The organism is Roseateles sp. DAIF2 (assembly GCF_015624425.1).
In the GTDB taxonomy this organism is placed as follows: Bacteria; Pseudomonadota; Gammaproteobacteria; order Burkholderiales; family Burkholderiaceae_C; genus Kinneretia.
Genome location: NZ_CP049919.1, coordinates 1 through 22,871, shown reverse-complemented (window position 1 = coordinate 22,871; position 22,871 = coordinate 1). Strand labels below are relative to the sequence as shown.

Annotated in this window: 22 protein-coding genes; 10 read left to right on the top strand and 12 right to left on the bottom strand. The window is 62.8% G+C overall.

Going from position 1 to position 22,871, the window contains the following annotated elements:
- Window positions 1-10 precede the first annotated feature (10 nt).
- Window positions 11-994: a FecR domain-containing protein gene (locus tag G8A07_RS00110; RefSeq protein ID WP_195795127.1), complete on the top strand. Its 984-nt coding sequence runs from the start codon at window positions 11-13 to the stop codon at window positions 992-994.
- 31 nt (window positions 995-1,025) lie between these two features.
- Here the strand turns inward: G8A07_RS00110 and G8A07_RS00105 are convergent, their stop codons facing one another.
- Window positions 1,026-1,328 carry a hypothetical protein gene (locus G8A07_RS00105; RefSeq protein ID WP_195795126.1) on the bottom strand — a complete coding sequence of 101 codons (303 nt, stop codon included), beginning with the start codon at window positions 1,326-1,328 and terminating at the stop codon, window positions 1,026-1,028.
- A gap of 269 nt (window positions 1,329-1,597) precedes the next feature.
- Between G8A07_RS00105 and G8A07_RS00100 the strand changes: the two genes are divergently transcribed.
- The 3 genes from G8A07_RS00100 to G8A07_RS00090 all read left to right on the top strand — a co-directional run bounded on the left by G8A07_RS00100 (window position 1,598) and on the right by G8A07_RS00090 (window position 3,300).
- The gene (locus G8A07_RS00100; RefSeq protein WP_195795125.1) at window positions 1,598-2,035 is read left to right on the top strand and encodes a VOC family protein; all 438 of its coding nucleotides are present in this window, start codon (window positions 1,598-1,600) and stop codon (window positions 2,033-2,035) included.
- A gap of 101 nt (window positions 2,036-2,136) precedes the next feature.
- A complete protein-coding gene (locus G8A07_RS00095) occupies window positions 2,137-2,721 on the top strand; it encodes a hypothetical protein (protein ID WP_195795124.1) in 585 nt (194 codons plus the stop codon).
- Window positions 2,722-2,892: 171 nt separating this feature from the next.
- Window positions 2,893-3,300 carry a hypothetical protein gene (locus tag G8A07_RS00090; protein ID WP_249937172.1) on the top strand — a complete coding sequence of 136 codons (408 nt, stop codon included), beginning with the start codon at window positions 2,893-2,895 and terminating at the stop codon, window positions 3,298-3,300.
- Between the two features lie 36 nt (window positions 3,301-3,336).
- Here the strand turns inward: G8A07_RS00090 and G8A07_RS00085 are convergent, their stop codons facing one another.
- A complete protein-coding gene (locus G8A07_RS00085; protein ID WP_195795123.1) occupies window positions 3,337-4,290 on the bottom strand; it encodes a class I SAM-dependent methyltransferase in 954 nt (317 codons plus the stop codon).
- A gap of 88 nt (window positions 4,291-4,378) precedes the next feature.
- The gene (locus G8A07_RS00080) at window positions 4,379-5,164 is read right to left on the bottom strand and encodes a TetR/AcrR family transcriptional regulator (protein ID WP_195795122.1); all 786 of its coding nucleotides are present in this window, start codon (window positions 5,162-5,164) and stop codon (window positions 4,379-4,381) included.
- Between the two features lie 104 nt (window positions 5,165-5,268).
- Here G8A07_RS00080 and G8A07_RS00075 point away from each other — a divergent pair, with 104 nt between their 5' ends.
- Window positions 5,269-5,943: a DUF5701 family protein gene (locus G8A07_RS00075; RefSeq protein ID WP_195795121.1), complete on the top strand. Its 675-nt coding sequence runs from the start codon at window positions 5,269-5,271 to the stop codon at window positions 5,941-5,943.
- Window positions 5,944-6,125: 182 nt separating this feature from the next.
- On the opposite strand, the gene G8A07_RS00070 is transcribed toward G8A07_RS00075, so the two are convergent.
- From G8A07_RS00070 to G8A07_RS00055, 4 genes are all read right to left on the bottom strand, one after another.
- A complete protein-coding gene (locus G8A07_RS00070; RefSeq protein WP_195795120.1) occupies window positions 6,126-6,872 on the bottom strand; it encodes a hypothetical protein in 747 nt (248 codons plus the stop codon).
- A 2-nt stretch (window positions 6,873-6,874) separates the two neighbouring features.
- Complete coding sequence (locus G8A07_RS00065) at window positions 6,875-7,597, bottom strand: hypothetical protein (protein ID WP_249937171.1); 723 nt, start codon at window positions 7,595-7,597, stop codon at window positions 6,875-6,877.
- A gap of 118 nt (window positions 7,598-7,715) precedes the next feature.
- Window positions 7,716-8,348: a 7-carboxy-7-deazaguanine synthase gene (gene queE, locus G8A07_RS00060; protein WP_195795119.1), complete on the bottom strand. Its 633-nt coding sequence runs from the start codon at window positions 8,346-8,348 to the stop codon at window positions 7,716-7,718.
- A gap of 10 nt (window positions 8,349-8,358) precedes the next feature.
- Window positions 8,359-9,465, bottom strand: coding sequence for a 6-carboxytetrahydropterin synthase (locus tag G8A07_RS00055; RefSeq protein ID WP_195795118.1), 1,107 nt, complete (start codon window positions 9,463-9,465; stop codon window positions 8,359-8,361).
- A gap of 144 nt (window positions 9,466-9,609) precedes the next feature.
- Between G8A07_RS00055 and G8A07_RS00050 the strand changes: the two genes are divergently transcribed.
- Genes G8A07_RS00050 through dbpB (G8A07_RS00035) form a run of 4 tightly spaced genes read left to right on the top strand, consistent with a single transcriptional unit; the run spans window position 9,610 to window position 14,107 of the window.
- Entirely contained in the window at window positions 9,610-10,575 is a 966-nt protein-coding gene (locus tag G8A07_RS00050) for a hypothetical protein (RefSeq protein ID WP_195795117.1), read from the top strand.
- A gap of 2 nt (window positions 10,576-10,577) precedes the next feature.
- A complete protein-coding gene (gene dbpB, locus G8A07_RS00045) occupies window positions 10,578-11,714 on the top strand; it encodes a DGQHR domain-containing protein DpdB (RefSeq protein ID WP_195795116.1) in 1,137 nt (378 codons plus the stop codon).
- Entirely contained in the window at window positions 11,711-13,006 is a 1,296-nt protein-coding gene (dpdA, locus tag G8A07_RS00040; protein ID WP_195795115.1) for a tRNA-guanine transglycosylase DpdA, read from the top strand. The genes dbpB (G8A07_RS00045) and dpdA overlap by 4 nt, the downstream gene beginning before the upstream one ends.
- 27 nt (window positions 13,007-13,033) lie before the next feature.
- Window positions 13,034-14,107, top strand: a complete 1,074-nt coding sequence (gene dbpB / locus G8A07_RS00035) for a DGQHR domain-containing protein DpdB (protein WP_195795114.1) — start codon at window positions 13,034-13,036, stop codon at window positions 14,105-14,107.
- Between the two features lie 11 nt (window positions 14,108-14,118).
- On the opposite strand, the gene G8A07_RS28225 is transcribed toward dbpB (G8A07_RS00035), so the two are convergent.
- Window positions 14,119-14,784: an HNH endonuclease gene (locus G8A07_RS28225; protein ID WP_195795113.1), complete on the bottom strand. Its 666-nt coding sequence runs from the start codon at window positions 14,782-14,784 to the stop codon at window positions 14,119-14,121.
- An 80-nt stretch (window positions 14,785-14,864) separates the two neighbouring features.
- A complete protein-coding gene (locus G8A07_RS00025) occupies window positions 14,865-16,385 on the bottom strand; it encodes a DGQHR domain-containing protein (protein WP_195795112.1) in 1,521 nt (506 codons plus the stop codon).
- Between the two features lie 170 nt (window positions 16,386-16,555).
- Here G8A07_RS00025 and G8A07_RS00020 point away from each other — a divergent pair, with 170 nt between their 5' ends.
- On the top strand, window positions 16,556-17,293 hold the full coding sequence (locus tag G8A07_RS00020; protein WP_195795111.1) for a hypothetical protein: 738 nt from the start codon (window positions 16,556-16,558) through the stop codon (window positions 17,291-17,293).
- Between the two features lie 91 nt (window positions 17,294-17,384).
- On the opposite strand, the gene gyrB is transcribed toward G8A07_RS00020, so the two are convergent.
- The 3 genes from gyrB to dnaA form a co-directional block, all read right to left on the bottom strand.
- A complete protein-coding gene (gene gyrB, locus G8A07_RS00015) occupies window positions 17,385-19,940 on the bottom strand; it encodes a DNA topoisomerase (ATP-hydrolyzing) subunit B (RefSeq protein ID WP_195795110.1) in 2,556 nt (851 codons plus the stop codon).
- A gap of 97 nt (window positions 19,941-20,037) precedes the next feature.
- The gene (gene dnaN / locus G8A07_RS00010; RefSeq protein WP_195795109.1) at window positions 20,038-21,162 is read right to left on the bottom strand and encodes a DNA polymerase III subunit beta; all 1,125 of its coding nucleotides are present in this window, start codon (window positions 21,160-21,162) and stop codon (window positions 20,038-20,040) included.
- A 145-nt stretch (window positions 21,163-21,307) separates the two neighbouring features.
- Entirely contained in the window at window positions 21,308-22,771 is a 1,464-nt protein-coding gene (gene dnaA / locus G8A07_RS00005; protein ID WP_195795108.1) for a chromosomal replication initiator protein DnaA, read from the bottom strand.
- Between the last annotated feature and the right edge of the window lie 100 nt (window positions 22,772-22,871).

Sequence of the window (22,871 nt, the reverse complement as noted above, 5' to 3'; positions counted from 1 at the left end):
GAAGACGACGATGATGATGAACACGAAGAAATCCCAGTTCCTCGGCGCGCTCATCCCGGCGCTCGTCAGCGCGGCCGCCCTGCTGGCGCTGCCCACCAGCGCTCATGCGGCGCCCGGCGATACCGTGGGGACCGTCACCCATCTGTCGGGCCTGCTCTCGGTGCAACGCGCCGACGGCTCGACCCGGCTGCTGTCGCTGCAATCGCCGCTGCTGGAGGGCGATGTGCTTGCCACGCAGGCCGATTCCTTTGCGCGCATCAAGTTTGTGGATCAGTCGGAGATGGTGATCCGCCCCGACTCCCAGCTGAAGATCGCCGAGTTCAGCTATCGCGAGCTGGAGCCGCAGGGCGACCGCATCCGCTTCGAGCTGCTCAAGGGAGGCTTCCGCGCGGTTACCGGCAAGCTGGGCCAGCGCAACCATGCGGCGGTCAGCTACGAGACGCCGCAGGGCGCGATCAAGCCGCTGGGCACGCACCTGGGGGCGCTGTTCTGCGCCAACGACTGCGGCGGCGTGCCGACGCCGACCGGCAAGACGCCGGACAACGGCCTGCATGTCGATGTCGCCGCGGGTGCCGTCGTCGTGACGCCCAAGCTGACCGTGGCCCTGCCCGGTGCGAGCTCGGTGCCTGCCACGCCGCCGTCACAGGGTGGTGCGCCCGGCTCGTCGAATGCCGCCGGCACCTCGGTTCCCGGTGATCGGAGCGCGGCCGCTGTCAGGCCATCGCCCACGACACCGGTCGGCGGTGTCTCGCCGACCCTGCCGTCCACGCCGCAGTTGCCGAGCCTGGCGCCCGGCAGCGGCGCGCCGGCGGTCGTCCTCAATGCCGGCCAGTTCGGTTATCTGCCGCCGCCACAGAACGGGGTGCAGCCGCCGCTGGTGCTGGTGCCGCCCAGCCAAGCGGTGCAGGTGCGCATGCCCGCCTCGATCAGCCAGAACCGTCCCTCGTCGGGCGCCACCAACAAGAGTTCCGATCCGGAATGCGTGGTGCAGTAAGAGTCGTCGTGGACGAATGCCGCGCCGCAGCTCAGGGCTGGGCCCGGCAGTCGCCGGCCCGCTCGGCCGCGATCTGGAACTGATAGTCGGCCAGCGGGCCGCGCAGCGGCTGGATCCACAGGCCGGGCTGGCCCGAGACCAGGCGCTGCACCTTCATGACCCTGACCTGTTCGGCCTGGCGCGGCGTCTGCGGATTCAGGGCCCACCAGCCGTCGGCCACGGTGCACACCATGCCGGACTGCGGGCCGCCCTCCGGCTCCGGACTGGCCCAGGACAGACCCGGGCCGGCGATCCCCAGCGCGATGGCGACCCAGGGCGCGGCGATGCGGCGCATGCCTGGGGCGGCTCGCCGCGTAAGGCTTCTTTTTTCTTCTTCTTGTTCCACTTCGTTCCCCCTGAATCGGCGATCGCCGCGGCGCACCTGGCGGCAGCGGGTTTCGGCCTTTAATAGCCTGTTATTGCGACAGCGTCTTTACATTCTGGCACGCAGGAGTTTCAAGGCGGTTTCATTCTTAAGGGGGTGGAAACGGTCTGCGCCCCGCCGTGCGGGCGGCGTACAGTCGGTGCTCCCCTGGCTCTTCACCACACCCCAAGGAGACCGCCATGCGCATCGAACCCTATCTGTTCTTCAATGGCCGCTGCGAGGAAGCGCTTAACTTCTACAGGACGGCGCTGAACGCGGAGGTGCAGATGATGATGCGCAACTCCGAAAGCCCGGAGCCGCCGCCGCCCGGCATGCTGCCGCCGGGCAGCGAGAACAAGATCATGCATGCCTCGATCCTGATCGGCGGTGCGCTGGTGATGATGTCGGACGGCATGTGCGATGGCAGCGAAGCCAATGCCGCGGCCTTCAAGGGCTTCTCGCTCTCGCTCGACTGCGCCGACGAGGCCGAGGCGCGGCGCGCCTTCGAGGCCCTGGCGGGCCAGGGCGGCCAGGTCACGATGCCGCTGGGCCCGACCTTCTGGGCGCCGCTGTTCGGCATGGTCAACGACAAGTTCGGCGTCGCCTGGATGGTCGGCGTGTCGGGACCGAATGGCTGACAGACCCTGGCAGGGTTGAGGACCTAGATTGGTGGCCTGCGTCGCCGCCGGCCCGATGGGCGAGCCCCGGCGGCGCTGTTTGTCCCGCAACGGAGGCCACCATGTCCGACACCCTCACGATCACCGACACCCCTTCCTCGCTCCCTGCCGCCATCACGCTGCCGGATGGCGTCGGCGCTGCCACCGCGCTGGCCCTGCTCGGCAGCACGCCGGGCCGGCCGGGCGACTTCGACTTCCTGTCCGGCCACTGGAACATACGGCATCGCCGGCTGATCGAGGGTGGTGGCGATGGCGCTTCGCCGCATTGGGACGAGTTCGACGGCGAGGCCAGCTGCTGGGGCATTCTGGGCGGCGTCGGCAGCGTCGAGGAGCTGCGCATCCCGGCGCGCGGCTTCAGCGGCCTGGGCCTGCGCCTGCTGGACCTGAAGGCGCAGCGCTGGTTCGACTTCTGGGTCAACGGCAAGAGCGGCGCGCTGACGCCGCCGGGCATGCCCGGCAGCTTCGAGCGCGGCGACGGCATCTTCTTCGCCGAGGAGCGGGACGAGCAGGGCCGGCCGATGCTGGTGCGCGGCATCTGGGATCGCATCACGCCGCAGTCCTGCCGCTGGCACCAATCCATCTCCTATGACGCCGGCCGCAGCTGGACCATGAACTGGGAGATGGCCTGGACGCGCAAGAGCGCCTGAGGCTCGGGGCCCGGGCGGCCTGTGACATATCGTTGGCTTGCTTACATCTCGGGCGTCAGCCGCGGCGGCGTCCGGGCCGTTGAGCCGGATACGAGGGCATGGCCGGCGTGTTGTCGATCGCCTGCCTGCCCAGCCCGTCCGCCCCTCGCGACCACCGGCCAGGAGCCCGAGATGACGACCCCGACGATGCCAATCCCGACGATCTCCCACCCCTCCGCGACCCACGGCCGCTGGGCCGCCCGGCTGGCCATCATGGCCGGCGCGAGCCTGGCGATGCTGATCGCGAGCCCGGCGCAGGCGCGCCCGGACGTGCACTGGTCGATCTCGATCGGCGCGCCGGTCTATGTGGAACCCGCGCCGGCGGCCTATTACTACGTGCCGCCGCCACCGCCGCGGCCGGTCTATGTGCAGCCGGCACCGATCGTCTACGGCCCGCCCGGCTATTACTACGAACCGCGCCCCTACCCTCGGCATCACCGCCACCACCATCATCACCACCGCCATGGCTATCGCGACAGCGACCGCGACGGCGTGCCGGACCGCTACGACCGGCGGCCGGAGAACCCCTGGCGGCAGTGACCACCGTTTGATGCGGGCCGATGCGTCATCGCCCGCTCAGCCGGCGGGATTCGCGTAGACCAGCACCTTGAGCGCGCGCTCGTCCGAGACATCGGCAAAGGCCGGCGGGTTGGGCAGGCGGCGCTCGAACACCAGCCCCGGCGCCAGCTCCCGCATCTGATCCTGCAAAAAGGCCATGTCCAGCTTGGGCGTGCTCAGGCACAGCAGCGCCCGCCCGCCCGGGGCCAGCAGGTCCGGCAGCCGGCGCATCAGGCGCGCATAGTCCTTGGTCGCGACGAAGCTGCCCTTCTGGTGGCCCGGCGGGTCCAACACCACCAACTCGTAGGCCCCCAGGCGCTTGATCTTGCCCCAGGAGTTGAAGACGTCATGGGCCAGGAAGCTGGCGCCGCCGGCGATGCCGTTTAGCCGGTGGTTCTGCTGCCCGATCGCCAGCGCGCCCGAGCTCATGTCCACATTGACCACCTGGGCCGCGCCCGCCTGCAGCGCCACCACCGAGAAGCCGCAGGTATAGGCGAACAGGTTCAGCACCTTCACCGCCTTGCCGCCGCCGGCCGCGCCGACCTGCTCGCGCAGCCAGCGCCGGCCCTCGGCCATGTCGAGGAACAGGCCATGGTTCTGGCCGCGCAGCAGGTGCACCAGGTAGCGGGTGCCGTTCTCGGTCACATGGTGCGGCTCGGGCACCGCTCCGCCCATCAGCCGCGTCTCGCTGCGCCCGCCCTCCTGCCGGCATTGGTAGACCCAATTGAGCGGCTGTGCAGCCGGGGCCAGGTCTTGCCAGCGCGCCGCCAGGGCCGCGCCGATGCGCGCCAGTTCCTCCTCGGTGGCCGGCTGGAAGGAGGTCAGCAGAAAGACCGGCGGATAGAAGTCCAGGGTCCATTGCTCGCAGCCGGGATGCAGGCCGCCGCGGCCGTGGAAGAGGCGGTGGGCATCGGCGGCGCTGATGGTGCTGTTGATGTCCATCGAGGCGATGGTGTCGAGCAGGGCTTGCATGCGGGGGAGAGGGCGGGAATTGGGGAAAGATCTGCGGGGCCGTGCATTGTGGGGTAGCGGCCGTGTGTGGGTCGTCGTCGCTACTTACCTACCGGCGTCGTGGCTGCTTCTGCCGCTTGCTCAGCACAAAGGTCTGGATGCCGTCCAGCAGGCGCTGCAACCCGAACTCGAAGGAGCGCTCGGGGGCCGTCGTCGCCCCGTACTCCGCGCCGGCCGCCGCGCCGACCCGCGTGGCGAGGGGGAAGCGCTGCGGATCGACCAGCTGCTGCAGCAGCTCGCCATGGGCGGCCCACCATTGCGCGTCGGTCTGGCCGGTGCGTTGGGCGGCGAGGCGGCCCTCCAGCGCCGTCCTGGCGGCGCCGCGCACATGGTCCGAGACGACCGAGGCGACCAGGTCCATCTCCAGATCGGACAGCCCCACGTCGGCGACGGCCTGCAGCTCGCGCTCGTACTTGCGCAGGGAGTTGGGCCCGAGCGCCGCGCGGTAGGTCGAGATCTCCAGCATCCAGGGATGCCTCAGGTAGAGCCGCCAGCTGTCCCGGGCCACCTCCGCCAGGCGCTCCACCAGCCCCCCGCCCGGCAGGTCCGCGGGCAGCTCGGCATGCGCGAGCTCGACCATCAGATCCAGCAGCTCCGGCTTGCCGGGCACATAGCGGTACACCGCCATCGTCGAGACGCCCAGCCGGCCCGCCAGCTCCCGCATGGTCAGCGCCTCCAGCCCGGCCTCGTCGGCCAGGGCCAGCGCCGCGGCGCCGATATGCGCCGGCGTCAGGCTCGGCTTGCGCCCCGGCTTGGATGCGGCCGCGGGAAGACCCCATAGCAGAGAAAGCGTGGCGCGCGGATCCCCGCGGCCCGAGTACTCGGAAGAACTCATGGAGGAAGGAGCGAACGATGTTCTGGCGGCGGTTGTGGATTGACAAGCGGTGGGCAGTCACCGGATGATAGTGTACGTTGTACTCAATTTGTGGAGTGTGGTGGATGGGCGCAGTGGCATTTTCCTTTGACGAGCAGATCGAACGGCTGGTGGCCCTGGGCTATCCCGGCCTGCTCGGCTGCGACTTGCAGACATTCCGCCGGACGCTGGCCGGCCTGCGCCGAGCCCATGTCCCGGATCAGGGCGGGGTGGATCTCGATCGGGGTCAGGCGAGCTTCATCCTGGTCGTGAACTGCCCGGCCGCGCCGGTGGCCGCCACCCTGCCGCTGGTGAAGCGCCAGGGCCGCCAGGCAATCCACCGGCTCTATCCGCGCGAGCCCGAGTTCTTCCGGCCGATCGGCTCGCTGGCGCTGCCCCGGGGCGATGCCTACCTGCTGCTGGATGTCGACCGGGGCAATGACACGCTCAACGCAACCCCGCTGGTCGCTCAGGCCATGATCGAGGCTGCGGGGCGCTCACCGCTGACGGTCGAGGAAGGCGTCGCGCTGCTGACGCAGGCCCCCGAATTCCTGCAGCCGAATCGCTGCTTCATGACCCTGGGCTCGCGCGGCGACGACAAGCGCGTGCCCGCGCTCTGGCTCAGCGGCAAGCAGCCGAAGCTGGGCTGGTGCTGGGAGGGCAACCCGCATACCTGGCTGGGGTTCGCGTCCTGCCTCGCGCGGTCTGCGGCGGTGAGCTTCCCGCTGTCGGGTCGGCAAGAAGAAGAGCTGGCGGCCTGAGGCCGTGCAGCGGATGACGAGGCCGCCGGGGCGCATGGCTGCCTGCGCCAGCCTGCTGTTGATCGCGGCCTCGGCCGGGCTTGGCGGCGGTGTCGCGGCCATCGCGGAGGTGGTGGCACCGGCTGCTGCTATGTCGGTGGATGGCGAGGTGCGGTGCAGTGGTGTGCGTGGCCGCCCCAACGCTATGGCACTGGCTGTTGGAAGTTCAGGGCGCCGGTGTCGGGGTTGGATGTCACCCTGAGTGGGCTTGGCCGGCCCGCGCAGCCGGATGCCAGGCCGCAGCGGTAGTGCACCAGCTGCAGCGCGACATCACTTTCTTGTGCCGCCGCCACAGGTTCGAGGATGGGCAGCACGAGAATGCCAGACTTGATGTCGGCCATTAGCATGTCGCAGCCCGACCAGTAGCCGCTAAATCGATGGGCGGTCGGGCCGGGCTGCTGGTTCCGATGGAAAGGCACTAGCACCACCGTGGACCAGCGCTGGAGGCGACCGCTCTTGCCGAGGCCGCTGTGGCTGAATTCCAGGCAGCTCCCCCAGCGACGCTGGCCGACGAAGACCCGCCAAGCATCGGATGGCCGCCAGTCCAGTTCCGGCAACGGTTGGCCCGCAGCCGGACGGTGCTCGACCAGCTGCAAGACGCGCCGCTCCTTTCCTTTGCTGTTGTTCAACAGCTGGCCTTGCGGCTCGGTCTGCACGGAAAGCCGCTCCGCATCCACGCTGCAGCCCTTCGGGCCGCAGCCACTCTCCAAGGTAATCGCGACCAGTCGGACTGGTGTGTACTGCGAGGTCTTGAGCTCCCGCCGCAGCAGTTCGCTCAGCTCGGTAGCGTTTGTGGCCGTGGCGCTTTGGTCACTGGGCGATGGCGGCGCTTCGGCCTGAGCGAAGGCCGGAGCCAATGCCAGTGCCAGGGTTGCGAGAGCGACTTGCATCTTCAGTTGTATTCCGAGTTACTGGCGCCTTTGATGAAGTCAGGGTTGTACTTCCAGAAGATGGTGCCGCCCCAACCTGCTGTGGACTGGAAGCGATAACTCCAACGCCCCCGCAGCTTTGTCTTGTTGCCCTTGGCATCTCGCCACCATTCTTCGCCCGGTACTTCCTTGTCCTCGATGCCGACGACGTTGTGGGCGGGATCGGTGATCTTGATGCCCTTCTTCACCTTGTCATGCTTGGCGTAGTTGGTGCGGATGTCATACCCATCCCAGAAGAAGGCTCCATTGGAATAGTCCTCGGCATTGGGCGTCCGCGCATGGTTGACGGCGCGTACTGCCATTGACATGCCCGAGTCGGCCGAGACTTGAGCATCGGTCGAGCGGACAAACAGTTTGTAGCGAGGGTTCTTGTCGCTGGCCGCGTAGGCGTAGGTTTTGTCGGTGGCGAGGAAAGTCGAGACTGATGAATAGCCGCGAGCTTTCTGCTGGCGCAAGACCACGATGGCAATTGCCGCCATTTCCTCGAAGACATCTTTGGTCGATGCTTCGCCATAGGCCAGGGCCGCAAGTGCTCGGGTTTCAGCGTCAAGCGCAGGGGCCGCAGTAACCGCGGAGGAGCCAGCAGGGCCAGGCAAGGGAGAGGAGATCCGCGCCATCGTGCCCTTGTCGATGACCGGGCAATTCGTGTCTGTGCCAAGGGGTCCTGGAATGCGGCAAGCAGACATGGTGGGCTCCTTCCAGTGGCAGGATTCGTGTGACTTACTGGCTACACAGTAGAGAGTTCGATGTTGCGCAGGAACCAACCTTAGTCACTATGAGGCCCCTGCGGTGTACATGGCGGTCTCAGTCGATGCCGACGACCTTGTGCATCTGCACCGACAGCTTCCACTGCGGATGCGCCAGGCAGTAGTCGATCGCCTCGCGGGTGTGCTGCTTTTGCAGCAGCGGCGTGTCCATCGGCTGCAGGTAGAAATGGGTGAAGTCCAGCCCGGCGAAGCGCTCCGGCCGCGCCAGCGGCTGCGGCCAGACCAGCTTTAGCTCGTCGCCGCGGGTCAGCACGATCTCGGCATCGGCCTTGGGGCTGACGCAGATCCAGTCCAGCCCCGCCGGCGCCGGCTGGGTGCCGTTGGTCTCGACCGCGATCTCGAAGCCCTGGGCATGCAGGGCCTCGATCAGCGGGGCGTCCAGCTGCAGCAGGGGCTCGCCGCCGGTGCAGACCACATAGGGCTTGCCGCCCCCGGGCCATTTGGCCGCGACCGCCGCCGCCAGCTGGGCCGCGGTCGCGAACTTGCCGCCGCCCTGGCCATTGGTGCCGACGAAGTCGGTGTCGCAGAAGTTGCAGACCGCGCCGGCCCGGTCCTGCTCACGCCCGCTCCACAGATTGCAGCCGGCAAAGCGGCAGAACACCGCCGGCCGCCCGGCCTGCGCGCCCTCGCCCTGCAGGGTGTAGAACATTTCCTTGACCGCATAAGTCATCGCCAGGTCCTCACACCGGGATCAGTTCGTCCGCCGCCGCGACGCTGACGATCGCGCCCGAGCCGCGGGTCTCGTACAGGTCCACCCGGTCGATCTGCGGCAGCGCCGCCCGACCCTTGGCCAGCACCCAGGCCGCCAGGCTGGCGGTGTCGCCGTCCGGCAGGTCGGCGATCTCGTACAGCGGCCGGTGGTCGATCGCTTTGAAGATCGGATCGAACAGGGTTTTGACATCGCCGAAGTCCACGGTCCAGCCGTAGACCGCGTCCAGCGGCGCGTTCAGATGCAGGCGCAGGGTGTAGGTATGGCCATGGATGCCGCGCAGGGGGCTGTCCGCCGGCGCGCGCTTGAGCCGGATCGCCGAATCCAGGGTCAGTTCCTTCCAGATCCGGTAGCGCTCGCCGTCGAAATTGGCGCCGCAGGAGCCGGTCTCGTAGACCGTGACCCAGCTCAGCTCCGGCAGCAGGGGCTTGAGGCGCTGCCACAGCCAGGCCGAGATGACCTCGCTGGTCGGGTTCTCCAGACCCTCGATGCCGTTCAGGCATTGGTAGTTCAGCTGCATGTGGAACGGGGCCCAGACCTCGTCCAGATGGTCGTAGTCGACGCTCAGGTCGCGTTCACCCAGGTCCTGGTTGGCATGCAGGATCACCTCGAAGCCATGGCCATGCATGCGGCCGCATTTATGGCCGACCGGCACATGGGGCAGCTGGTGCGCGGCCTGGAAGCGGTAGCGCCTCCAGACATGGGCCTGGCCCGACACGTCCAGGTCCACGCCCGAATGCTGGGTGCTCTGGATGCCGACCTGGCGGATGCCCGGCACGCCGAACTCCGTCTCCAGGCGCCGGCGTATCCAGCGCGCCAGGTTCTCGTCCGTCGGCTGTTCCAGCGTGCGGTTCAGGTGCTCGTAATCCAGTGGCTGAACACATTGCTCCAGCCGCTGCTGCAGTTCAAGCACTTCGCCACCGCCAAACGATCCCCAACCCTCCGGGAGATCAGCGCGCACGGTAACCCAGAAGCTATGGCCGTGCAGACGCCGGGACCGGTGTGACTCCGGAAGTATGGTGACCTGTCGCGCTGCCTCGAAGCCGATAGAAGCGCATGTGAGTGGGCGGGGATTCATGGGGACAGCGCCTTGGATAGGGGTGGTCGGTCTGCAGGCGAAGCCAGATGATCAACAGTTTCTAGGGGCAACTGTTGAGTCAACCCTGACTTAATGCAGGACTACAATCGCGCATTTTCCTGCAGTTATTTGGATTGCCGGACGATGCCAAAGCAAAAACTGCAATCCAGGCCATGTGCGGTTGTCACCAGTTGCACCAGCCGCAAGCTCAAGCAGGCTGAGCGCACAGTCTTTGCAGACGACGCCCAAGTGCAGACCCTGCGTGAGTTGTGTAGTCGTTGGGTCGAGCAATTGCGACGCCAAACCGAGCTCCTGCCTGCGGGCAGGCTGTATCAAGGCCGAGCTTTCCGCGAGGCCGATATCGCTGCGGACTGCGTGGGAGCTCCTCTGTTCATCTTGTCAGCCGGGTTGGGTTTGGTTGGCAGCATGCAAGAAGTTCCTGCATACGACCTCACCATCAGTGCTGGGGCAGGTTCTGTAGCTAGCGCCCTGACCCGTTTGCGTGAAGCTGAGCAGTCCTGGTGGCGGGAGCTCACGCAAGCGCGCGAGCAATGCCGACCTGTGGCAGCGCTGCTTGAGGGTGACGAGTTTGAGCAGGTGCTGCTGGCAATGCCCTCTACCTACCTCGCGATGATTGCAGCCGAGTTGGGTACCGTTGATCCTGAGTTGGTACGGCGGAAACTGCGGATCTTCTCTTCGCCCAAGAGTCTCAGCGTTCTTCCCGCTTCGCTTCAGGCCTGCGTTCTGCCTTACGACGAGAGATTGGAAAGCACTGAGCTCTCCGGCACCTTGAGCGACTTTCCACAGCGTAGTCTGCGGCACTTTGCCAGCCAGGTGAACGCACAAGGCGCAAGCCTCGCAGAGGCGCGGGCGATGGTGACTGCAGCACTAGCGGGCCTTCCGGTCCGAGAGAAGCCACAGCGCCAGAAGCTCAGCGACGAAGAGATCACCCAGGCGCTCCGCCAGCAATGGTGGCCTCACGAGGGCAGTTCAACCAAGCTGCTGCGATATCTGAGAGATGAAGCAGGCATCGCCTGCGAGCAGGGCCGCTTCCGGCAGCTGTGGCTACGCCTGAAGCGTGAGTACACGATAGACACGCCCGGAGGCTAAGCATGGCGACCAAGAAAGTCAGCAAGCAAGAGATTGTGGTCCGTGCCTTGCATACGACCCAGGCCGATGGCCTCGATGTCTACGCCTTTTTCATCCGAGGCTCTGACATCGTTCGAGTTGCTGACATTAGTCGTGTTGAGCGCGACGACAGCGACGTACTCAAGGGCTTCCAGCGGCCAGAAATTCGCTCGCACGTGAAAGGCATTGTTGAGTACCTCAACCAAGGCAGTGTGCTGTTTCCGAACTCGATCATTCTGGCGATGTCGCCCGAAGTGAAGTTCGCGGCTTCGCGTGGCAGCAAGCCCACGGGCGATGAGGGGATCGCCCAGTCCGGAACGCTGACCATTCCGGTGCACGGCGAGGGCCAGCGCGTGGCCTGGATCGTGGATGGTCAGCAGCGATCACTGGCTTTGGCGCAGGCCGTCAATAAGTCGATCCCGGTGCCTGTCGTGGGCTTTGTATCGGACAGCCTCGAGGTACAGCGCGAGCAGTTCATCCTTGTGAACAAGGCCAAGCCTCTGCCCACGCGATTGATCAATGAGCTGCTGCCCGAGACTCGTGGCATCTTGTTGCCCCGAGAACTGGCGGCGCGCAGGATCCCATCTGAGATCTGCAATCTCCTGAACCGCGACCCCAACTCCCCATTCCACAAGCTAGTCCGGCGCGCATCAGACAAGGCGGGAGGGGCAGCTTTGGTCACGGACACCGCGGTGATGGCGGTGATCCGCAACAGCCTCAACAACCCGCTGGGCGCATTGGCACAGTACAAGGCCAATGGCCGGGAAGGTGCCGACGTCGAGGCCATGTACCAGATCTTGCTGACCTACTGGTCTGCGGTGCGCGACGTGTTTCCCGAGGCTTGGGGCAAAGACCCACGGCACAGCCGACTGATGCACTCGGCTGGCATCGTCGCCATGGGTGTTCTGATGGATCGCATTTACGCCCGCCTGCCTGGCTCCAACGAAGACTACAGAACCGTGCGCAAAGAACTGGAAAAGGTAGCCCCAGACTGCCGTTGGACCAAGGGCACTTGGGAGATTCTGGGCATGCCCTGGAACGAGATTCAAAGCACCCCTCGCGACATCAAACGACTGCAGGACGCCTTGGTGCGCAGTTACGCCAACGCATCGAACCGATGAAGTTTCTTTACTCCGATACGCAGGACTACGTCGACCCCAACTACGACTTCCTGAATGACCGCAACAAGATTGGGCACAAGCGTTATTGGGATGATCAGTATGCACATGAGTTGATGGACCCGGCCCCATACGATGGGTTGCTGGTCTCGATGAGTGCAGTGCGGCAAGCCGAAGGCGTAGCGAAGTCGAAGGTCCGTTACTCGACCTCAGAAGAGCAACGGATGCTGCGCGATGGCGCACGCAAGTTCCTGCGCTTTGGTGGCCCAAAGTTCAAGGACCGCATGCTGATGGGCGACTGCGGCGCATTCGCTTACGTCGAACACCCAAAGCCGGCCTACTCACCGATGGAGGTGATGGAGTTCTATGCGGACGCGGGCTTCACGCATGGCTGCTCACCTGACCACATCATCTTTGAATGCGACACCGCCAATCCGTCTCGGAGCGAGATGTCAAAGCAGGTGGGAGACCGCTACGACATCACGCTGAAGAATGCTCACGAGTTTCTGAAGCTGACCAAGGAGGAAGACTGGCCATTCGAGCCACTCGGTCCGATTCAAGGCTGGTCGCCGCAGAGCATGGCCGAAGCTGCGGTAGAGCTCGAGAAGATGGGGTATCGGTATCTGGCGGTCGGGGGCCTCGTTCCGTTGAAGGTCGAGGTGATCCACGAAGTGCTGCAGGCACTGCGCCGCGCGATCAAGCCCGAGACAGATATCCATTTGCTGGGCTTCGCGAAGGCCGACAAGATCCATGAATTTACCGGCTATGGTGTGACCAGTTTCGACTCGACATCGCCGCTGCTAGCTGCGTTCAAGGACGCCAAGAAAAACTACTACCTTGAGAACCCGAACGGTGGACTCGACTATTACACGGCGGTGCGCATCCCGCAGGCGATCGAGAACACGCGCTTAGTGCGTGGCATCAAGGAAGGGCGTTTCAGCGCCGAAGCGCTGCAGAAGATGGAAGCCCAAGCGCTCGATGCGATGCGCGCTTATCACCGCACCGGTATGGCGATCGATAGCACTCTGGATGCCATCACTGAATACCAGCATTTCCTGGTCAAGGGCAACGTGGGTGGCGATGAAGAAGAGGCCAAGGCGCTGAAGAAGCAGCGCGAATTGATTCGCCGCACGCTCGAAGAAAAGCCCTGGCAGCGCTGCGGCTGCGACATCTGCAAGCAGGCAGGCGTCGAAGTGATCATCTTCCGCGCCAGCAACCGCAACAAACGCCGCGGCATGCACAACCTCGGCGTCTATCACCAACATGTGCAGCGCACGCTGAACAAGAAGAAGTAGTAGTAAGAAGTAAGAGAAGAGCAAGCAATGACCGTCTATCGCTTCAAGGCCATTCGTGCCAATCAAGCCCCCGGCCACGAGGTTTTTTCATTTGCAGCTGCGCCAAAGGATGTGCTGGCGTTTTCTGAGATCGAGCGCGTGGGGCGCGACGATCAGGGGCACCTGAAAGGCTTTCAGCGTCACCAGGTCGCTTCGCACATCAAGGACATTCGTGACTACCTCGCGCGGGAGGATGCCCTGCTGCCGAATGCCGTCATCGTCGCGTTCGTCGAAGGCGCGGACGTTAAGGTGAAGGACCTCGGTGATGGCATCGTCGAAGTGAAGATCAACGCGGCGGCGGAGAAGCCAGGCTTCGTCGTTGACGGTCAGCAGCGACTGAGTGCTTTGGCGGGCCTGGACAAACCGGGCTTCCAGGTCTTCGTGTCGGCGCTTGTATGTCGCGACTACAACGAGCTAAGACAGCAGTTCGTATTGATCAACAACACGAGACCACTGCCCAAAACGCTCATTTATGAACTGCTGCCGACTGTGGAAGGATTGCCGGAGCGATTCACGGCTAGAAAATTTGCCGCTCGAATCGTTGATCGCTTGAATTTTGATCCCAACTCATCGTTGCGTGGGGAGATCCGTCAGCACACCAATCCCAAAGGGGTGCTCAGCGACACAGCTATGCAGAAGTTGGTGAGCAACTCTGCGGCCGATGGCGCGATTCGAGAGTTTATTAAGCATGACGACTACGAACAACGAGCGTTTCAGCTTGTCAGCGAGTTTTTCTGGGCTACAAGAGAGATTTACGCGTCCGAATGGGATGGCATGGCCCCCAAAACTTCGCGTCTAAAGCACGGTGCTGGAATTGTAGCCATGGGATTCGTTATGGAGTTACTCTACTCCGCAAGTGGTGCAACTGCCCGCGATGATTTTCGAGCTGGGCTTGCCTCCTTGAAACAATATACGTCGTGGACGAGCGGATCTTGGAAGTTTGGAGAATTCGATGAGCGCCTCTGGAACGGTATCCAAAACACTCCCTCCGATATAGATCTGCTGGCCAACTACCTGGTGAGAAAGGTGAAGCGGCAATTGCGGAAAAACAGCCCTGTCTAAGTTTGAATAACCTAAATGAAGCGAAAACCAGGGCGTCTTGACATGTTCTGCCGGGCTTGGGCCTGTAAGCCGTTGATGTGCGCAGCCCCGTGAGATTCGCAAAGAACCGTGAGGTTGTCCAAAATATTTCGACCGCCTGCCTGAATCGGAATGTGTTGAATGACTAGAAGTTGATCGGTCTTACTGCTGGCTGTGCAACCGGGAACTGCGCAGGCTCCAGCATGGCGCTGGAGAGTGCAATAACGCATTCGGGTCGAGGGCTCATTACCCACGGGCTCTTCGAAAAATGGAGCGATCATTAGCCAGTGAAGGCTGGCAGATTTCCCTAAATTGCACTGACTACATAGGAGTTGAAAGTTGATCAACTCATCTGCACCCCCAAATGCAACTGGGATTACATGATCAATATGTGGCTCGGCATTGCGATCTAGTAATTTTCCACACAAGGCGCATCGATAATTCTGCTTAGCCTCCAGGACTAGTTTGTCCTCAAGGCTAAGCCTTGTCCTTCGTTGAGACGGGCTCGATAGTGCAATGTGGGCGTCTGAGGGGGAACTACCAATCGCCTTGGCAATAAACGAAATTCGTTCGTCATCCTTTAATCGACTGTTTGGAAGTGAAGCCCAGATAGATCGAAGGAGGAAAAGAGTTGATCCGTGAAGCGAAGCTTCGCGCATGCTTAGCGGATGCTGAGGGCGAAAGTCCCTCAGAGCGCTAATCCTCCCCTGAAGTTTGGCAAGTGGATCCATTATTTGACTCACGCGCTACCGTCTTTTGCCTTCTTATCAAGGAAAACGACTTCCTTCTGAAGGAAGGTCGTGAGTTGCTGAATGTCTTGATTTGTGTTTTGGCGAGGCAGTAGTTGAGTCTTGTAATTGCTCAGTTGAGTGGCATTGCCGGTGGATGCACTTTCGAGTGACCACAAGACTTTTGCGCGAAGTCTCTTCAAGCTTGCTTCAACACCCGCCCAAGCTTCAGGCTTGGTGAGATCGCCACCGTGAATTGCGGTCTGCACGCGAAGCAAATCGACCAAAACTTTGCCGATTGCTCGTAGACCGGCTCCATGGGAAAGCTTGGAATCTTTGGAACTCTTGCCCCAAGCCTCGGGCCAAATGCCGGCAACTAGCGAGTATGCCTTGGCTACAGCGTGAGCAAGATCCTCGCTCCCTTCGCCAAAATCAATACCTGATTGATTAAAAGTCGCTACAACGGAGAACAAGGTGTTGTAGACAATAGGCATTCCTTTTCCGTCCACTCCGGGATGTTTTACTAGTCCGTAGAAGGGCGAGTTCTTGTCATCAATTGCTAAAGTCTTTACCGCCTGTGCGACGCGCTTTTCCTCTCGCACGTACCCAGGCGTCTCGTCCAAGGTGCCAAGAAGTGCTCGCGCAAAATCTGTAGTAATCCTGACAGTGCTGTTGGCGATCCGAAATGTATTCTTGGCCTCCTCTTGGCTGCCTACAAGTGCATTGACAGTTAAAAAGAAGGAGGGGACAGCATCAATATCAACAAGCGAAAGTGCGGCTGTTCTCTGCTGACCATCAACTAGATACGCTGTTTTCTCTTCATCAAATGCTGCATTCCTGAATGGAATATCAAGCTCGACCGGGCAGACTTCTTGAACAATACGGTCGTGATCAGTCGGATGTTTAACCAGCGACCAATCGCTTAGCTGTCGACATACAACCCATGATTCTGGAACTTCATCGTCGCTAGGTGCCCAAGAGAAAACTTCTTCGTTGAAAACAACAATAACTGAATTGGGAACTTGGACGCCATCACGCATACCATTGCTGATGTCGCTCACATGCTTGTAAATCTCATCCCGTTGGTTTCCGGTTCCTGCAACAACGTCAAGCCGATCAACTGCGGCAAAACTTCGGATCAAGCGTCCATCAATCGTAAACTGGAGTCTTACGGCCCCGTCGTCAAGCTTGGATGCAATTCCGAAAAGCTTCAACCTCTGGACAGTAGATTCCTTGAGACGATACAAAGTTGGGGGATTCTTGTCGAGCGCGCGCTGCGTCGATGTGGACTTCTCAAGAAATCCCTCCGTCCGCAACTCTTCCAAAGCCGAAATAGCATCCCCTAGCTCAACCGATACATTGAGAAGTGCAATTGCTTCTTGGGCCGTTATCAGTGGATCCGATAGTTCGCTGAAGAGTCGAATAAACTTCTCTTTTAGCGCATTTGCCCCTACGCCTAGGGAGGCCGAAAGGGCGAGGTCATTGGCAGAGAAGCGAGACTTCAGAGTCTCACTGAGATGAAGAGTAGACATGTCTTTCCTCCCGATAGCTTGCGTCGATCATCTCTGGCCTCATGCTGAGCTGTCAAGTGGTGTGCTCATATTGATTGACGCTGCTTGGTATGAGAAGCACAACGAATTCTCAGTTGTCATTCGAGAACTGGTTGGCTAGTATTGCGCTACTAAATCATCGAGGGAGCTCAATGGAAGGAACGAATATCCCGGCACCAGTGTTCGCTGCACTAGGGGCATTATTGGTCGCACTGATCACAGGTTTTTTCTCATTCTTGAACATGGTCAGTTCGAAAGAGAATAAAGTGTCTGAGTTTCGCCTAGCTTGGATAGATGGTTTGAGGGAGGAGATAGCAATCTATACAGTAGCGGTTCAAGAGCTGCTGCGACTAGAACAGGCCAGAGTTGCAGAAGATATCAGCGCGAGTAATTTATCGTGGCTTGATTCTAGTAGGGATGCATACGGTCAAGCAATTGGAAGCTTGACGCGAATTCAGTTGCGGCTAAATCCGAAGCATCTGGTCGATAATTCTTCGGCACCTGAGGCTGTTCTGATTTCAACCATCCGAGAGAGTAGAGAGAGATTCAATGAAGGTGACTTTGAGGCCGCAATTAGAAGTTGCGAAAATATTAGACATGCTGCCGCGCCGCTTCTCAAGGCAACCTGGGACCAAGTAAAGCTGGGGGAGGTTGGATATAGGCGAGTGCGAAGGCTTGCGCAGCTTCTAATAATCGTTGGATCGCTGGTAGTTTTGTTCGCCAGCGGTTACTTGTTTACTAGACCAACAACTGTAGCGAAGACTACGACGGTAAACCCAGGCCTCAGTATTTCAGCAAATCAACCAGCCGGTACTCTGCCTGTAACTGGTGGTGCTGCAAGTTCAACAGCGGGCGCAGCCGTACTTCCGACTCCGACGGGCAAGCCGTAAAAGTCAGATTGCGATAGGGTCTAGAAAGTAGAGGCCCTGCCGGGGCCTCTACATGACGCTTTTCTGGCCTCATGCGCCAGAGAATACCTAGTCAAACGTCGATGTTGGCCGCGCGCAGCGCATTGGTCTCGATGAAATCGCGGCGCGGCTCGACCTCATCCCCCATCAGCATCGTGAACACCCGGTCCGCCTCGATCGCGTCCTCGATCTGCACGCGCAGCAGGCGGCGCACGGTGGGGTCCATCGTGGTTTCCCACAGCTGCTCGGGGTTCATCTCGCCCAGACCCTTGTAGCGCTGGCGGCCGACGCTGTTCTCGGCCTGCTGCATCAGCCAGGCCATCGCGGCGCGGAAATCGGCGACCTGGCTTTCCTTGGCCTTTTCGCCCTCGCCCTTCTTGACCACGGCGCCCTCGCCGACCAGGCCCTTGAAGGTGCGGCCGGCCTCGGCCAGCACCTCGTAGTCGGCGCCATGCACGAAGTCGGCATTGATGATGCTGGAGCGCACATTGCCATGGTGGCGGCGGCTGATGCGCAGGAACAGCTTGTCGGTGCGGGCGTCGTATTCGCTGCTGACCTCGGCCTCGTGCAGCGCGGCCTGCATCGCGCCGGCGGCGGCCTCGGCGGACTCCTTGCTGTCGAGGTTGATCGCCAGGCCGCTGGCCAGCACGCGCAGGGCCTCGAAGTCCATCCAGTTGGACAGGCGGCCGATCACGTTCTCCGCCAGCACGTACTGGCGGGCCAGGGCCTCGAAGGCCTCGCCCTTCAGCACGCTGCCGTTGGCGCCGCCGGTGTGCAGCTCGGCGTCCTGCAGCGCGACCTTCAGCAGGAAGGCGTCCAGCTCGGTGCCGTCCTTCAGGTACTGCTCATGCTTGCCGACCTTGACCTTGTACAGCGGCGGCTGCGCGATGTAGATATGGCCGCGCTCGCAGAGCTCGGGCATCTGGCGGTAGAAGAAGGTCAAGAGCAGGGTGCGGATGTGGGCGCCGTCCACGTCCGCGTCGGTCATGATGATGATGCGGTGGTAGCGCAGCTTGTCCGGGTTGAAGTCGTCGCTGCCGGCGCCGCGGCCGATGCCGGTGCCCAGCGCGGTGATCAGCGTGATGATCTCGTTGCTGGTCAGCAGCTTTTCGTAGCGCGCCTTCTCGACGTTCAGGATCTTGCCGCGCAGCGGCAGGATGGCCTGGAACTTTCGGTCGCGGCCCTGCTTGGCGGAGCCGCCTGCGGAGTCGCCCTCCACGATGTAGATCTCGCACATCGCGGGATCCTTTTCCTGGCAGTCGGCCAGCTTGCCGGGCAGGCCCAGGCCGTCCAGCACGCCCTTGCGGCGCGTCATCTCGCGAGCCTTGCGCGCGGCCTCGCGGGCGCGGGCGGCGTCGAGGATCTTGCCGCAGATGGTCTTGGCATCCAGCGGGTTCTCAAGCAGGTAGTCGGTCAGCAGGCGCGAGACGATGTCCTCCACCGGGGCGCGCACCTCGGAGCTGACCAGCTTGTCCTTGGTCTGCGAGCTGAATTTGGGCTCGGGCACCTTGACGCTGACCACGCAGGCCAGGCCTTCTCGCATGTCGTCGCCGGCGACCTCGACCTTGGCCTTCTTGGCCAGCTCGTTGTCCTCGATGTACTTGTTGATCACCCGCGTCATCGCGGCGCGCAGGCCGGTCAGGTGGGTGCCGCCGTCGCGCTGCGGGATGTTGTTGGTGAAGCAGAGGACGTTCTCGTTGAAGCCGTCGTTCCACTGCATCGACACCTCGACGCCGATGTTGGTGCCCTGCTCGCTCACCTTCTCGCCGACGGCGTGGAAGATGTTCGGGTGCAGGGTGGTCTTGCCCTTGTTGATGAACTCGACGAAACCCTTGACGCCGCCGGCGTAGGCGAAGTTGTCTTCCTTGTTGTTGCGCTCGTCGACCAGGCGGATCTTGACGCCATTGTTCAGGAACGAGAGCTCGCGCAGGCGCTTGGCCAGGATCTCGTAGTGGAACTCGTTGTTCTGCTGGAAGATCTCGGTGTCGGGCAGGAAATGCACCTCGGTGCCGCGCTTGTCGGTCTCGCCGATGATCTTCATCGGGCTGACCTCGAAGCCCTCGCGCATCTCCAGCACGCGGTCCTGCGGCACGCCCTTCTTGAACTCGATCTGGTGCACCTTGCCGTCGCGGCGCACGGTCAGGCGCAGGTTCTTGGACAGGGCGTTGACGCAGGACACGCCCACGCCGTGCAGGCCGCCCGAGACCTTGTAGGAATTCTGGTTGAACTTGCCGCCGGCATGCAGCTCGGTCAGCGCGATCTCGGCCGCGCTGCGCTTGGGCTCATGCTTGTCGTCCATCTTGACGCCGGTCGGGATGCCGCGGCCGTTGTCGATGACGCTGATCGAGTTGTCGGTGTGGATCGTGACGATGATGTCGTCGCAATGGCCGGCCAGGGCCTCGTCGATCGAGTTGTCCACCACCTCGAACACCAGGTGGTGCAGGCCGGTGCCGTCGGAGGTGTCGCCGATGTACATGCCGGGGCGCTTGCGCACCGCTTCCAGGCCTTCCAGGATCTGGATCGAATCGGCGCCGTACACGGTACCCGCGTTGACGTCCGCCTGGGCCGCCGCCTGCTGCTTGTCCGTCAGGCCTTCGGGATTGGTTTCGTTGCTCGGAACATCACTCATCGGGGACTCTCTCTCACACTGGCGCTGCGGTATTCACAGCCCCATTAAAAGCACTGAAGCGGGCCGGGGCCCGCTGTTGGTCATTCCTTGCCGGCCGTCAGATCCGCATCGGCATCACGACGTACTTGAAGCCGGTCTGCTCGGGGATCGTGATCAGCGCGCTGGCCGCGCTGTCGTTCAGGTCGATCGACACCATGTCCTGGCTCATATTGGACAGCGCGTCCATCAGGTAGGTGACGTTGAAGCCGGTCTCGATCAGGTCGCCGCCGTAGTCGATCTCGATCTCCTCCTTGGCTTCCTCCTGCTCGGCATTGCTGGAGGCGATGGAGAGCAGGCCCGGCTCGAAGGACAGGCGCACCGCCTTGAACTTCTCGCTGGTCAGGATGGCGGCGCGCTGCAGGCTGGCCAGCAGCGGGGCGCGGCCCAGGGTGACGTTGAACTTGTGGTTCTTCGGGATCACGCGGTTGTAGTCGGGGAACTTGCCCTCGACCAGCTTGGTGACGAACTCCATGCCGCTGAAGCTGAACTTGGCCTGGTTGCCGGCGAAGCGCATCTCGATCGGCTGCTCCTCTTCCTCGCCCTTGCCGCCGTCCTTCAGGAGGCGCATCAGCTCCAGCACCGTCTTGCGCGGCAGGATCACCTCCTGCTTGGGCATGTCGGTCTCCAGGGTGGCCTGGGCCAGCGCCAGGCGGTGGCCGTCGGTGGCGACCAGGGTCAGGGTCTTGCCCTCGGCGACGAACAGGATGCCGTTCAGGTAGTAGCGGATGTCGTGCACCGCCATCGCGAAGTGCACCTGGTTGATCAGCACCTTCAGGGTCTTCTGCGGCACGCTGAAGCTCGGGCCGAAGTCGGCCGCTTCCTGCACCAGCGGGAAATCGTCGGCCGGCAGGGTCTGCAGGGTGAAGCGGCTCTTGCCGCCCTGCAGGGTCAGCTTGGACGCGTTGGCGGTCAGGCTGACGGTCTGGTCCGAGGGCATCGAGCGCAGGATGTCGATCAGCTTGCGCGCGCCGACCGTGGTGCTGAAGTTGCCGGCGTCGCCGTCCAGCTCGGCCGTGGTGCGCACCTGGATCTCCAGGTCCGAGGTGGTCAGCTCGATCTGCGGGCCCTGCTTGCGTATCAGCACATTCGCCAGGATCGGCAAGGTATGGCGGCGCTCGACGATGCCGGCCACGGCCTGCAGGGCCGCAAGCACCTTGTCCTGGGTGGCTTTCAACACAATCATGTTCAACCTCTCTCCGCTCGTTGGGCCGGTCCGGCCGCCTTTTGGGCAATACCGCGTATTTTCACCTACTTGGAGGCCGTTTCCGGTCCAGGCAAACCAGGGGCTGTGCGCATCGGAGGGCGCGGGCACCGTCCCCGGTCGCGCCTCATCCCTTCAGCGTTTGTTCGAGCACATGCAATTGCTGGTTCAGCTCGGTGTTCTTCTGGCGCTCGCCGCCGATCTTGCGCACCGCGTGCAGCACGGTCGTGTGGTCGCGGCCGCCGAACAGCTCGCCGATCTCCGGCAGGCTCTTCTGGGTCAGCTCCTTGGCCAGGTACATCGCGATCTGGCGCGGGCGGGCGATGCTGGCCGGGCGCTTCTTCGAGTACATGTCCGCGACCTTGATCTTGTAGAAGTCGGCCACGGTCTTCTGGATGTTCTCGACCGAGATCTGCCGGTTCTGGATCGACAGCAGGTCCTTCAGGGCCTCTCGCGCCAGCTGGATGTTGATTTCCTTGTGCGAAAAGCGGCTGTAGGCCAGCACCTTGCGCAGCGCGCCTTCGAGTTCGCGCACATTGGCGCGCACGTTCTTGGCGATGAAGAAGGCCACGTCCTCGGGCATCGGCGCTGCTTCAGCCTCCGCCTTCTTGATCAGGATCGCGACCCGCATCTCCAGCTCGGGCGGCTCGATCGCCACCGTCAGGCCGGCGTCGAAGCGGCTGGTCAGGCGCTCGTCGATGTCCACCAGGCCCTTCGGATAGGTGTCCGAGGTCATGATGATGTGGGCGCGCTTGGCCAGCAGGGCCTCGAAGGCGTTGAAGAACTCCTCCTGCGTGCGGTCCTTGCCGGCGAAGAACTGCACATCATCGATCAGCAGCAGGTCCAGCGAGTGGTACTTGGCCTTCAGCTCGTCGAAGGTCTTGCGCTGGTAGTTCTTCACCACGTCGGAGATGAACTGCTCGGCATGCAGATAGAGCACGCGCGCGTCCGGCTTGTCGCGCAGCAACGCATTGCCCACCGCATGGATCAGATGGGTCTTGCCCAGGCCGACGCCGCCGTAGATGAACAGCGGGTTGTACATCGCGCCGGGTGCGCCGGCCACATGCAGCGCGGCGGTGCGCGCCATCTGGTTGGCGCGGCCGGGCACCAGGGTATCGAAGGTCAGCGCATGGTTGATGCGATGCCGACTGGCGCTGGGCGGCGGGTTCAGGTTCAGCGCGGGCGCGGTCGGTGCCGCCGTCTGCTGCACCGGCGCAGCGGGTGCAGGGGCCGCCGCCGGGATCGGTTGCGGGCGCAGCCCGTTGTGCAGCACCTGGCCCATCGCCACCGGCTGGTTGGCCGGCAGGCTGCTGGTCACGCGCGACAGCGGCTCGCGCGGCGCCAGGCCCAGCTCCAGCCGCGCCGGGCGGCCGGCCAGTTCGCTCAGGATGGATTCGATGCGGCCGGCGTACTGGTTGCGGATCCAGTCCAGCTTGAAGCGGTTCGGTACGCGCAGGGACACCACCACGCCATCGGCGCCGCCGTCGGCCACGTCGGCCGGGGGCAGGGGGCGGATCCAGGTGTTGAATTGTTGTTCGGGCAGTTCCGCGGCCAGCCGTTCGCAGCCGCGCTGCCAGAGGTCAGCGCTCATTGTGGAAAACTTGTTCTTGAGCGGCCGGATTGTACGGGTCTTGGAGCCGCCAGGATGCCGGTTATCCACAGAATTTTCGGACCGGTCAATCCCCCGTAAA